The organism is Ruegeria sp. AG1, from assembly GCF_056541705.1.
Genome location: NZ_JBQFYU010000004.1, coordinates 63594 through 75702, shown reverse-complemented (window position 1 = coordinate 75702; position 12109 = coordinate 63594). Strand labels below are relative to the sequence as shown.

At 54.3% G+C, this 12109-nt stretch carries 10 protein-coding genes and 1 pseudogene; 4 read left to right on the top strand and 7 right to left on the bottom strand.

Going from position 1 to position 12109, the window contains the following annotated elements:
- Positions 1–81 precede the first annotated feature (81 nt).
- The 3 genes and pseudogenes from ACR0B5_RS06810 to ACR0B5_RS06800 all read right to left on the bottom strand — a co-directional run.
- Positions 82–290 (bottom strand): annotated as a pseudogene (locus tag ACR0B5_RS06810) (IS6 family transposase); the annotation flags it as partial.
- Between the two features lie 135 nt (positions 291–425).
- A complete protein-coding gene (locus ACR0B5_RS06805) occupies positions 426–833 on the bottom strand; it encodes a universal stress protein (protein WP_480539426.1) in 408 nt (135 codons plus the stop codon).
- 57 nt (positions 834–890) lie between these two features.
- Positions 891–1340 carry a phasin family protein gene (locus tag ACR0B5_RS06800; RefSeq protein WP_480539424.1) on the bottom strand — a complete coding sequence of 150 codons (450 nt, stop codon included), beginning with the start codon at positions 1338–1340 and terminating at the stop codon, positions 891–893.
- A 200-nt stretch (positions 1341–1540) separates the two neighbouring features.
- Here ACR0B5_RS06800 and ACR0B5_RS06795 point away from each other — a divergent pair, with 200 nt between their 5' ends.
- Positions 1541–2698 (top strand): cation:proton antiporter, encoded by a 1158-nt coding sequence (locus ACR0B5_RS06795; protein ID WP_480539422.1) that lies wholly within the window; start codon positions 1541–1543, stop codon positions 2696–2698.
- A gap of 15 nt (positions 2699–2713) precedes the next feature.
- Here the strand turns inward: ACR0B5_RS06795 and ACR0B5_RS06790 are convergent, their stop codons facing one another.
- Positions 2714–3121, bottom strand: coding sequence for a c-type cytochrome (locus tag ACR0B5_RS06790; protein ID WP_480539420.1), 408 nt, complete (start codon positions 3119–3121; stop codon positions 2714–2716).
- Positions 3122–3281: 160 nt separating this feature from the next.
- Positions 3282–4886: a Na/Pi cotransporter family protein gene (locus ACR0B5_RS06785; protein ID WP_480539418.1), complete on the bottom strand. Its 1605-nt coding sequence runs from the start codon at positions 4884–4886 to the stop codon at positions 3282–3284.
- A gap of 416 nt (positions 4887–5302) precedes the next feature.
- On the opposite strand from ACR0B5_RS06785, the gene ACR0B5_RS06780 reads away from it, so the two are divergent.
- A complete protein-coding gene (locus ACR0B5_RS06780) occupies positions 5303–6547 on the top strand; it encodes an APC family permease (RefSeq protein ID WP_480539416.1) in 1245 nt (414 codons plus the stop codon).
- Between the two features lie 43 nt (positions 6548–6590).
- Positions 6591–8207: an MFS transporter gene (locus tag ACR0B5_RS06775; RefSeq protein WP_480539414.1), complete on the top strand. Its 1617-nt coding sequence runs from the start codon at positions 6591–6593 to the stop codon at positions 8205–8207.
- Here ACR0B5_RS06775 and ACR0B5_RS06770 read toward each other — a convergent pair whose 3' ends face one another.
- Together ACR0B5_RS06770 and ACR0B5_RS06765 are read right to left on the bottom strand one after the other, a co-directional pair.
- Positions 8208–9800, bottom strand: a complete 1593-nt coding sequence (locus ACR0B5_RS06770) for a trypsin-like peptidase domain-containing protein (protein ID WP_480539412.1) — start codon at positions 9798–9800, stop codon at positions 8208–8210.
- A gap of 219 nt (positions 9801–10019) precedes the next feature.
- A complete protein-coding gene (locus ACR0B5_RS06765; RefSeq protein WP_480539410.1) occupies positions 10020–10523 on the bottom strand; it encodes an Hsp20/alpha crystallin family protein in 504 nt (167 codons plus the stop codon).
- 278 nt (positions 10524–10801) lie between these two features.
- Here ACR0B5_RS06765 and ACR0B5_RS06760 point away from each other — a divergent pair, with 278 nt between their 5' ends.
- Positions 10802–12106 carry a ferredoxin reductase family protein gene (locus tag ACR0B5_RS06760; protein WP_480539408.1) on the top strand — a complete coding sequence of 435 codons (1305 nt, stop codon included), beginning with the start codon at positions 10802–10804 and terminating at the stop codon, positions 12104–12106.
- Positions 12107–12109: the final 3 nt, after the last annotated feature.

Below are 12109 nucleotides of genomic sequence, written 5' to 3'. Positions count from 1 at the left end.
CTGGATGGTGTCTTGGACGGTGAGAGATCGCCCCCAGTTGAAATGATTGTAGACGAAGGAGTGAACGGCGGCGAACTTCGCGTTCGCCCGCAACTGCTGGATCCGTTTTCTCCGAATGTCCGACCCGAATACTGGGCCAAACCTGTGCCACCAGCAACGAACGATCTCGCGGCTGACTTTGATGCCACGCTCATGCAGCAGGTCTTCTGCACGACGAAGCGACATAAGAAACAAAACAAATCGCATCACCGCCCAGCGGATAGTTCCGGTCTAGGCTTTAAGTACTTGAAGGAAAATCATCATTTCACGAGAGGAGACTGCGAAAGCCCCCCACCCGACTCAAGACAAGTTCCTCTGACAAGACCTTTATTTTGGCTCAGCAAGAAAGGGGCCAATCCACAAAATCTCGCATCGCTAGTTTTGGATCACCGAATTACGTGAACCGAACACTTGGCATGATGCACGACTCTGTTCGCAGTGGAACCTAGAAATATGTCCTCGAATCCTGGCTTGTGTGACGCTAAGACGATGCAATCAACGTCGTTCTGATTTGCGAAGTCAACGATAGCCCTACCCGCGTGTCCAGAGATGAGCTGTACCTTCGCGTCTGGAATTTCAGAGGCAGTCTGATGCAGGCTCTCCAGTATCTCATGCCGCGTGTTTGCAAGCACTTCGCTTGGAATCTGAGACCCTACGTACGCCGGAATAGGCTCTTGTACGTGCACAACGGTGAAAACAGCGTCGGTATCAGCCAATTGGCGCGCCGCCTTAAACGACGCTTGAGTGTCGTGTTCTTTGTCCAGAGCAACCGGGATCAGGATATTCTTGTACATTTGACCTCCTATCTACTGCTCAGATGATTTCGGTTTAGTTTTTCGGCAGCAGGAACCCTACACAGGCTCAGACTTCGAAGATTTCCCCGCGCTCTTTGTAGCGGCTGCAACATCACCAACTGTTTTCTCGACAGCTTCAACTTCGGTTTCAGCGACATAAGACGCACAACGGGACACGGTTTCGAACCATTCCTGCGCGTCAGCAACCAACCGCTCAGCCGAATGGCGCTGCCATTCTGCCATGCTCTGAAAGGCTTTCGATGGATCGGACGGGTTTGCCGAAGACACATTGCGTGCAGCTTGTAGAGCCGTCCGGACCGCTTCATGACGCCGTTCAAACCAATGCTGCGCAAAGGCCTCTGTTTCTTCGAGCAATTTTTCTTGCGCGTCCCAAAATTGTTCGATCTGGGCTCCGAAGGCCGGATTGCCAGACATGGGTGGCTGCATTTGCTTGAAAACTTCCAATAGCGAGGTCGGGCTATTTGTGTTGGATTTCTTTGTCGGCATCGAAAGTTCCTCCTCATTTCCTGAATGAGTTATTGTGCCACTTGCGGCGCGCTTTCGCCTTAATACAGATCAATATCCCTTATTTTTCGGGTCTTCGGCTTAAGCTGCGACAAGACACTCGCATTCTCTCCGACATCGGTTCCTAGAAGGCGGGGTTGGGGTTAGAGTAGTTTAAACAAGAACTTAACGCTCGGATTTCTATGCACATTGCCGGCTTTCTGATTACTCTTGGCGTCCTCTTTCTAGCCGGATTGGCGGCCGACCAAGTAGGTCGGGCCACGCATCTTCCTCGTGTGACAACTCTACTGTTCCTCGGTCTGATCGCCGGGAACGCCGGATTGGGGTTGATCCCACTCGACGTTGCAATGTGGTTCGACGAGATTTCCATTGTGGCCTTGACGATGGTCGCGTTCCTTCTTGGAGGATCTTTGACCCGCGAGAACCTGGTTCGGCACGGCCGAGCCATTCTGACGATTTCGATTTCAATCGTGATTGCAACTCTTGTTATCGTGTCTGCTGGATTGACCGCAATCGGCGTACCCTTCGGGCTGGCATTGGTGCTGGCGGCAATTGCCACGGCTACAGCTCCGGCCGCCATGACAGACGTGATCAAGCAATCTGGAGTGTCTAACGGCTTCACTGAGACACTAAAGGGCGTCGTCGCAATTGATGACGCTTGGGGTCTGATCGTTTTCAGCATCGCCCTGGTTCTGGCCGGTCATTCGGACGGTTGGACCACCGTCACGACCACAGCAATGTGGGATTTCGGAGGGGCGATTCTTTTGGGTGCCGCACTGGGCGTGCCATCCGCTTACCTGACCGGCCGCTTAAAACCGGGAGAGCCAATGCAGGCAGAAGCAGTGGGCATAGTCTTTCTGACAGCGGGCCTCGCGCTTTGGCTGGAGGTTTCCTTCTTGGTAGCAGGCATGGTTGCGGGCGCAGTTATCGGGAATCTTGCCCGCCATCACGACCGTGCTTTTCATGAGATCGAGCACATTCAGTGGCCATTCATGATCCTGTTCTTCCTGTTGGCTGGCGCCACGTTGGATATCGAAGCCTTCGGCTTTATGGGCTGGGCTGGTGCTCTTTTCCTGATCTTACGCGCCGTGGCCCGTCTTGTAGGAGGGTATTGCGGAGCGAGACTGGGCGGCCTGCCTCGCCATCAGACCCGCTGGTACGGCCCCGCTTTGTTGCCACAGGCTGGTGTCGCGGTAGGAATGGCCCTCGTTGCCGGAGAGCAATTTCCGAACTGGGCATCGTCCATCATGGCCTTTACTCTTGCCAGCACTGTGGCCTTCGAAGTGTTGGGGCCGCCACTGACTCTCATGTCAATCAGACGCACGGCTGATACGGACTAGCAGATTGGTCCGTGACTAGTCGGCTTGGATCGAGTCCAAAAAGGCGAGCAAATTCGCCAACGGCAGGCCAACCATCATTCGTTGCCCGTTGGGCAAAGCCACCGCGATTTGTTGGTCTGTTTCAAACACCGCGCCAAAGATCGGCATTTCGCCCCCATGCGCGAGCAATTGGGATCGACCATCAATCTGTTCAGCTATGCGATCTGTCGGAAAAACACTGTCGTTTTGGCCCGCTAATTTGGTAAGGTCGGGCGTTCGAATAGCCATCATTTCCGCCATCGGCCCGTCTCCGGTCGCTTCGAAACCGTGACATTGCCAGCAATACGTCCGGTACAAATCACGCCCTTCGTCGACGCTGACGTCCTGCGCCAGTACAGGTCCCGTGACGAACAGTGCCAGTAAAACCCCGCGAACAATCTTCATATGCTCCTCCAATTTGCTGCCCCGGATGCAGATCTTATTAAACCGCATCCTTAAGAAACTTCTTTGACCTTGCTCATGTTGCACGCTTAAGCACGAAGATTGCCGTTTCAGCCGAAGAACGTTTGAGCTAGTGCCGAATCTAATCCAGGCTAGCCTCCAACTACGCCAGTTCGTCATTGACCTCACCACCCCTGCGCCCAGACGGCGCTCCTTCCAATGCGTTCAAATGCCAACGAATGCGCCAGAGGTGATAAGACACGCGATGTAACCATCTGAGGGCATCCAGCCGAGCCCAAACCACGTCGTCCGGCAGATTGTCAGTTGCCGCGTCGGAAATGAGCAAGTCTCTGCGAAGTTTCCTCTGTCGCCGCAGAAAACGGCGAAGACGGTTCAGCGTGTTTTCACATTGCACCGGATTGTCGATCTCTAAATAGCCGTCAGTTGCTGCAATCAACACCGAAGCAAGCCGCTTCAAACGCCGGTCTTTCGGTAACTCGCTTATCCGATCATCTTGGCTACACCGGTAAAGCAGCCGGTCAAGATGGTCGAGGACATGGTACATACCCTTGATGCTGGATATCTCTGCCTCGGACCTGCTGGGCAGTTCAATCTTGTCTAGGTACGAGCGCGCCTCAGAAACAGCTGTCTCAATGCTGTCCCGCCCATAGCCGGGTCCGCTTGGCAGAGATGCCCCCATACATGACCGAAGGTGCCCCACTTCGGCCCTTACAATTTGTTCGACTGAAGCTTTTGCTGCATCCACCGCTATTTCCGGCACCCCAAGAACCAGCGGATCCAGAGATCGCGTTAAGTCAGCACCCCTGTCGGGTACGAGCGCCTCGATAATTCTGGCGAAGGGTTTCGCGAACGGCAAGATCAGCGCTACGCCTATGGCGTTGAAGAAACTATGGAACGCGACAAGCGCAGTCAGTGAGTTTCCGGCCCCCGTCCCACTTACAAAGACCGAAGTAAACGGCCCCAGCAGAAAAAATGCCATTACTCCTGTCATCACATTGTAGATCACATGCGCAAAACCGGTTCGACGCGCCATCGTGCCCCCACCCAAGGTGGCCAGAACAGCGGTGAAAGTTGTCCCCACATCCATTCCAATGACGAGAGCCGCTGCTTGAGGGAAGTTCACGGCACCCGCGCTTAACGCAGCCAACGCTGTTGCTACACCAGCACTCGAAGACTGCGTCACCATCGTGATAACGACACCGATCAATACAAGCTTCAGCCTGCCCAGTAGTGTATCTGGCGGAAAATCGGCAGGGGTAACTACGCCGCGAAAGGCGTCAAGCCCGGACTTGAGTTGTTCGATTCCAATGAAAATCAAGCTGAACCCGGCCAACGACAGCCCAAGGCCGGCAACCGCTTTTTTTCCTGAAAGCGCCAGCAAAGCCCCAACAAAAACAACGGGCAACATTACTTGCCCCAAGTCCAGCTTGAACCCCAAGAGCGCGACGAGCCAACCTGTCATGGTCGTTCCGATATTGGCCCCAAAGATGATCCCAAGCGCTTGGGGAAAGGTGAGCAGGCCAGACGCGACAAATCCGACGGCCGCGACAGTCGTCGCGCTGGAAGACTGGATCGCAGCTGTCGTGACCGCGCCTGTTATCGCCCCGGTAAACGGTGTCGACGTGAACCGACCCAAGATATCTCGCAGTCGCGCCCCTGCCAACGCCTTCAAACCGTCCGTCATCAACAGCATGCCGATAAGGAACAGGCCGATGCCGCCCAGTGCTGGTAACAGGTTCCAGAGCATTGCGAATTGCCTTCCACCCTAAATCTCAAACCGCCTGACATGTTTGCTTTGCCTTTAAGTTCGACGGCAAACGACAGTTGGTTGGGATTCAGCCTCGCAGACCGGCGACCGCGAGTTGATTGACATAGATCAAAGCACCAATAGGAATCACATAGTGAAATACGAATGTTTCAGCTTGTTCTACGTTCACCGGTCTGTCCCCAAGCAAACACAAAGGTGAACGGAATTCTGAAGGAGTGGAAGTTCCACCCATTGGGGGCTCGGCAGAAGTGGTGGCGAGCCCCCAGTTAGTTGATTGGCGCCCAATGCGCCCAGACGTTGAGACACAAGGCATTCGGTGCAGCTTTGACCATCGGATCGCGCCGCTCCGCCAATCGCGGACAAAACTGGGAAGGACGCCACTGACGACGTTCTGAATGAGCAGTTGGTGGAAATCGCTTATGAACTCTGTTTATCCAAACGAACAGAAACTCAGACGAGCCCTTACTACCCCGTTGCTCACGCTCTATGGCCTCGGGGTAACGGTCGGAGCGGGCATTTATGTTTTAGTCGGTGCAACAGCAGACATTGCCGGACCGTTTGCAGCGTTTTCGTTTGTTGTAGCCGCCCTCGTCGTATCACTCACCGCGCTTTCGTATGCTGAACTCGCAACACGGTTTCCCGTCAGCGCAGGTGAAGCAGCCTATGTTGAGGCGGGATTTCAGAAAAGATGGATGGCGGTATTCGTCGGGCTCGCGGTCGCAGCTTCGGGGACTATCTCTGCCTCTGCAGTTGCAATTGGCGCAGCGTCATACCTGCACGCTTTAACCGGTTTTGCGATCCCTGTTTTGACCGTCAGCGTCGTTTTGATCATGGGTCTAATCGCGCTCTGGGGGATCACTGAGTCGGTCTTTGTTGCGGCTGTCATTACGATCATCGAGATCGCAGGCCTTCTCTTTGTGATGGGCTGGGGCATGTCGGTTCAGGATCCGCAGGGATACGGGATCAGTTCGATGCTTCCGCCGCTTGAACTCGACGCGTGGAGAGGAATTTTCGCGGCATCACTTCTCGCCTTCTTCGCATTTGTTGGCTTCGAGGACATGGCCAACGTCGCGGAAGAGGTCAAAGACCCCGTGCGCACCATCCCAAAAGCGATTTTACTAACCCTCGTTCTGGCCACCGTATTGTATCTAGGAACCTCACTGACTGTTCTACTTGTTGTTCCGATCGATGTTCTTTCTACATCCGCAGCGCCCCTCGCGCTTGTGTTTTCAAACGCACCCGAAGTGATCAAACAGGGCTTTTCCGCTGTCGCGATTGTGGCGACAGTCAATGGTGTACTGATCCAGATGATCATGGCCTCGCGCGTGATCTACGGCCTGGCGGACCGTGACCATTTGCCAAAGGTTTTGGCGGTTGTCCCGAAAGCAACTCAGACACCAGTTGTCGCTACTTTACTGGTCGTGGCGATCATCGTTCTGCTGACCCAAACTATACCGATTGGTACTCTGGCAGAGCGCACGTCTCAGATCGTTCTAGGTGTCTTTGTACTGGTCAATGTCGCGCTGATCCTGCTGAAGATGAAGCCGGACGAGGCCGCCAAACACTTCCGCGTTCCTCTTGTGGTACCAATCTTTGGGGTGATCACCAGTGCATTGCTTTTCGGATCTGGATTTTTCTAACTAGATACAACGACCCAAAGGCCTCAACGAGCTGCCACGGCATATGACGACTGACCAAACTTCCATAGGATCAAAGCTTTCGGCCTGGTGGCATAGAACGTTTGTGGATCTGGCTCAGCAGCTGCAATGGTCTTATTTGCCGCCACTGATGGTCTATTTCGCGGCTGGCGTGTCCGGCCTGACCTCGGTCGTCGGCGCTTTTTTTCTAAAAGATTATCTCGATTTATCCGCCTCTTTCGTTGCAGGACTTGCATTTTGGGCCGGTCTCCCTTGGATCCTCAAAATGCCACTTGGCCATGTCGTGGACTTGTTCTGGCGTTGGAAGTCCTTGCTGATCTTGTTCGGCGCATCCCTGATCACTTTGTCTTTGCTCACAATGTACGGTCTCGTGACCGCGCCTGCACAGATGTCCAAGTTCATGCCGTTGGAAGACTGGTATGTTGTTGCCCTCCTCTTGGCGCCTTCCGGCTACGCCATTCAGGATGTTGTCGCTGACGCCATGACTGTTGAGGCGGTCCCAAAGGTTGACCAGCGCGGCCTACCGTTTACGCCAGAAGAAACCCGTGCTCAGCACACGACGATGCAAACCTTGGGCAGAGTTTCGATCATTTCCGGGTTCGCGGCGGTTGCGGCTGTAAACATCTGGATATTCTCTGGGACCGAAGAACTGCGAAAATCCGAACGCCTTGCGCTTTATGGCCAAGTATACCTGATAGCTCTGGCCATACCGGTGTTGTCCGTCAGTGGAGTGGTTCTTCACAGCTTTATCCAGCGTCAGCTTGTCAAGCGCGGCCACCCGCCACATACGCCGGATGAAGCCACCGAAGTCAGATGGTCCATATTGCTCGGCGGTCTTGCATTCGTTTTGCTTAGCATCGTGCTGGGAACCGCGGATTTCGAATTTGCGCAAGAGACCGTTTTTGCGGTTTCCCTGACGGTGATCCTCTACCTCATGTCGCGTCTGCTGAAAGAGTTGGAACCGGCCCAAGCCAAAGCCCTAATCGGGACAGCGACAATCATTTTTGTATTCCGCGCTGTGCCGCTACCGGGACCAGGCCTGACATGGTTTGAAATCGATGAACTGGGGTTCGATGAACAGTTCCTGGCAATCCTGGCTTTGTTGACTTCGCTGCTGGCCCTGCTCGGGTTAATCGTCCTTCGACCATTTATGGCCAATCGCTCCATTGCGCATGTGGTGGTGTTGCTGACGATTGCGGCGGGCGTACTCGCCCTGCCCAATCTTGCCCTCTACTACGGCGTGCATGAATGGACGGCGGCGCGTACCGGCGGTGTTGTCGATGCAAGGTTCATTGCCATTCTTGACACAGCCGTTGAGTCGCCGCTTGGACAGATCGCCATGGTCCCGATGTTGGCTTGGATCGCACGCAATGCCCCTGTTCAGTTGAAAGCGACCTTTTTTGCGGTGATGGCATCGTTCACAAACATGGCTCTGTCAGCCAGCAGCCTAAGCACCAAATACCTCAACCAGACATACGTCGTCACGCGCGCTGTCACAAACCCGGAAACCGGTGAGGTCACATCAACCGCGGACTACAGTCAACTTGGATACTTGCTGATCTCCGTGGCCGTGATCTCGGTGATCGTTCCACTGGTCACAGTGTTTTTCGTTCAAAACTCGCGCTTCCGAACGAGCGAATGATCACTGACTTTCCGCCTCTTCCAGCAGAGCTCGGAGATGTGAGACCGGGACGCCGATGTTTGAGCCACCAAACTCGGGCAGGATCGCAGCATTGATGGCAACGACCTCACCCCGCCGATTCAATGCTGGCCCCCCGCTCCCACCGGTCGTGGTCTCAGCGTCATAAACGATGGCGCTCCCACTTGTCCGCGCAACAATCCCCCGGCTTGCTAGCGGGTGTATCTTGCTTTGTGTAGAAAGCCGGGACGCGATCGACCAGAAGTTCAACGTTCCTTCTGCTTCCAGTTCCTCTAGAAAGCCCGGACCGGCCTGCGCGATCAAAGCTTTCAAACCCGTTGGATATCCCAACAGATACAGCTCTTCACCTACGCGCGACGTGGCATCCGCCAAAGGAATTCCGAGGTCCTGAACGCGGCTTGGCTCAACTGCCAAAATCGCCAAGTCTGCCGCGTCGCTGAATCGGACCAGACGCGCCTCTATTGGTTCCGTTTGATCAGGCAAGTAGGCCAGCAGCCTCAACATCTCTGGCTCAAGACCCGCGTCCATCAGCGCTTGCTCTCGGTTCCCTGAAGTCCAAGGCAAAGCGACATGGCGATTAGTGGCCATCAACGGTACCCCAGCAATCAAAAAGCCCGTTCCGGTGAATTGAAATTCTGCGGGTTCGCCGGTCCCGTCCGGTTCGATCCAAGGCTGGCCAAACGGAGTTTTCAGGTTTTCTCCGTTCGGTCCCAACACATGCCGCAAAATCTTGCCGCTTTCCACGTGGCGCAGCCCATAAGCCCCCTGGAGGAAAGCGACGGATCGAATTGACGCAGCGATCACGCGCGTGGGTGCTCCCGCACGCTGTTCCAAGGTTCCAAGACGCTCCTCGGTCGACAAGACCTGGTTCTCAAAAGCGTCACGCAACGAAGCCAGGTCATCAGGGGTAAGTGCGTCTTCTCGCGTCTGGGCGAGCATAACCGCGATCGCTTCGATCTTGCGGGACTCCTGTTCGATACTATCCGCCAAGCGCCGGTCGTTTTGGTAAAGCAGGTACCCAAACCCCGCGACCACAAGAAGCGTCGCAAGAACCGTGATCCTGAACAATATCGTGGTTTGAGAGGCAAGCCGCCGCCCGCTATCGCGTAGGGCACCAGACATCTTTTTAGCGAAAGGTCGGCGGCTCATTCGGGTGTAAGCATATGCATCACTGAGGATATCCTCGACTGTATGGTGCGCGGGAAATGAGTGATCGCACAGCCTGTATCGAGACATAGGACCCTTTTCACCGAACTCGATCATGTCGCCATGCCTAAGAGACGCTAACGAGGCTTTTTGCCCGTTTACCCACACATTGCGCCCAACGGACGCGGTTATCGTGTAACCGTCGTCAGCCCACTGCAGTGTGGCAATATCGTTATCATGTGGAGGCAGGTCGTATTTGGGTCGAATGCTTAACACCCTGCCATCGTCAACAGAAACGGTCAGGGCATTATCGACCAGCCAGTTCACGTTTCCGCGCGAAGGTCCGGTCAGGCTCTCCAGAAAGGCCCGCACCTCACCTTCACCGGCATGTCCTGAGGGTGTCATGCCACTCTCTTCTGGTTTTCGCATTGTGGCCCCCTACCCAAACGCGTGAGGGCATTCTACCACGCTTCAACGCCAAACCCATGGTCTGGTACGAATGTGCAAGAAACACGTTTTTACAAACACTTAAGATGTCCGCCCGGATTCAACCAAAGACACTTTTCAGGCCGCAACTCTAGGAAGGCCGATCCATGATCGACCCTCTACCTTGGCATTTTTATGCACGGCATCGAGCCACCAGACCGTCTATTTCGAAGATACCTTGATCTTACGGCTTGGATCCTGAGGTTCAGTCTTCGGCATTTCTACATGCAGAACGCCCTTGTCGAATGTGGCTGAAATCCTGTCGATTTCTACAGTGTCCGGCAGCGACATGGCTCTGGAAAAGCTGCCATAGCTTCTTTCGCTGACACGCAAATCGCCCGTTTCATCATGCGCAATCTTCTTCTGACCGCTTAAGATAAGCCTGCGGTTCTTGATTTCAATTTCCACATCATCCTCTTCGAGCCCCGGCAATTCAACCGTCAGGACAATCGCAGAATCCGTTTCTTGGACATCGATTGCCGGTGAAATCGCACCCGTCATATCAAGAGACGGAAAACCCGTGCGTTGCGCAGCCGTTTCCATCGGCAGTAAGGGTGATCCTCCCCCCAAAAAACGCGACATCAAGGTTTCCATTTCACGCCGAAAGTTGTCAGAGAGCGGATGCATTCCAGTGAAAAGTTGCGGTGACTTTTTGTCTTCCAACATTTTGAGCCTCCTCCTTTGTTCGGATTTCGCGCGCGCAACATTATGACAGGAAAAGCGGTCAAGGACCGTGATCTTGCGCAAGCATGCAACCTCAGCATCAGCCAGACTGAACGCAGCGGCTGAACGAACTGAAACGGGAAACGTCGCCCACTAAACTTGCCTCGTCGCGCCAGAGTTAACACCAATCTCAGTAGTCTTGATCGGAATCCCTGGTCAGCTTAGCGTCTATTTTGAATGAGCCCGAGCTGCCCAGCTTTAGCACAGTGGAGCAAAACTGTATGAAATGGCCTTATCTGGCGCTGATTTACGTTTTGCTGATTTTGGCTCCCTTGGGTTTTTCTTGGTCTTTGGGATGGCCCCCACGATCGTTTCATCAAGAGCTCGCGTCCGGGCTTGGGATGCTTGCTTTTTCAATAATCTTAGTCGAGTTCCTGCTGTCTGGGCGGTTCAGGTTCATCTCTTCCGGACTGGGTATGGATGTAACCATGCGCGTGCATCAGTTGATGGCGCGTACAGCGCTGGGCTTTGCGCTGATACACCCGCTGCTGTATCAGGGCACGCCCTCTGGCGGACGCCGCCCGTGGGATGTAACAAGCCAACTTACGATTTCGACCGACTTTTCTACGCTGGTGTCGGGCATCGGCGCATATTTTTTACTATTCATCCTGATCGCCTCGGCAATTGCCCGCAAATCCCTTGATTGCAAATACGAAACATGGCGCCTCTTACACGGGCTGGGAGCCTTGGTGATCGCATGCCTGCTGTTGCATCACACGGTCTATGCTGGGCGCTACGGTGGGCATCCGCTGTTGATGTATCTCTGGCTTGCCCTGACCAGTATTGCAGTTGGAACTTTGCTTTACGTCTATCTCGTTCGCCCTTTACGTCAGAGGAAAAGGCCGTGGCGCGTCACGTCTGTGTCTCGACTATCACCGAAGCAATGGGAGTTGCGCCTCAAGCCCCATGGTCACAACGGACTAAACTTCGAAGCAGGGCAGTTTGCCTGGCTAAACGTCGGCCACAGTGCTTTTTCGCTGCATGAGAACCCATTCTCGATTAGTTCGGCACCAGCCGAAGGCCCTGAGGTTTCATTCGTGATAAAGGAGCTTGGGGATTTCACATGCGGCCTCGGACAGATCGCTCCGCAAACCACGGCCTATCTGGATGCCCCGCACGGGAATCTGTCGATCAGCCACCGCACTGAGACAGGTATTGTTCTGATCGCAGGTGGTGTCGGGATCGCGCCCATGTTGAGCATTATGCGTCAAGTTCGACTGAGTGGAACACAGCACGATCTCAAGCTTATCTATGGCAACCGGGTGGAGGAGCAGATTGTTTTTCGTCAGGAGTTGTCCAAAGAAGACACAGTTTTTGTTCTATCCGAACCGCCAAAGGATTGGTCCGGAGAGACAGGCTTAATCAACGGTCCCCTCTTGGACCGCAATTTGTCTTCTGAACAATTTGAAAGCTGGCTTTTTGTTCTTTGCGGCCCCCCTGCCATGATGGACACCGTCGAAGATCATCTGATTGAGCGTGGGACCGCGTCACACCGGATTTTGTCTGAAAGGTTTGACTATGACTAGACT

Coding starts and splice junctions, on each gene's coding strand:
- ACR0B5_RS06805 (WP_480539426.1), bottom strand. CDS start 833: ATGTACAAGAATATCCTGATCCCGGTTGCTCTGGACAAAGAACACGAC.
- ACR0B5_RS06800 (WP_480539424.1), bottom strand. CDS start 1,340: ATGCCGACAAAGAAATCCAACACAAATAGCCCGACCTCGCTATTGGAA.
- ACR0B5_RS06795 (WP_480539422.1), top strand. CDS start 1,541: ATGCACATTGCCGGCTTTCTGATTACTCTTGGCGTCCTCTTTCTAGCC.
- ACR0B5_RS06790 (WP_480539420.1), bottom strand. CDS start 3,121: ATGAAGATTGTTCGCGGGGTTTTACTGGCACTGTTCGTCACGGGACCT.
- ACR0B5_RS06785 (WP_480539418.1), bottom strand. CDS start 4,886: ATGCTCTGGAACCTGTTACCAGCACTGGGCGGCATCGGCCTGTTCCTT.
- ACR0B5_RS06780 (WP_480539416.1), top strand. CDS start 5,303: ATGAGCAGTTGGTGGAAATCGCTTATGAACTCTGTTTATCCAAACGAA.
- ACR0B5_RS06775 (WP_480539414.1), top strand. CDS start 6,591: ATGACGACTGACCAAACTTCCATAGGATCAAAGCTTTCGGCCTGGTGG.
- ACR0B5_RS06770 (WP_480539412.1), bottom strand. CDS start 9,800: ATGCGAAAACCAGAAGAGAGTGGCATGACACCCTCAGGACATGCCGGT.
- ACR0B5_RS06765 (WP_480539410.1), bottom strand. CDS start 10,523: ATGTTGGAAGACAAAAAGTCACCGCAACTTTTCACTGGAATGCATCCG.
- ACR0B5_RS06760 (WP_480539408.1), top strand. CDS start 10,802: ATGAAATGGCCTTATCTGGCGCTGATTTACGTTTTGCTGATTTTGGCT.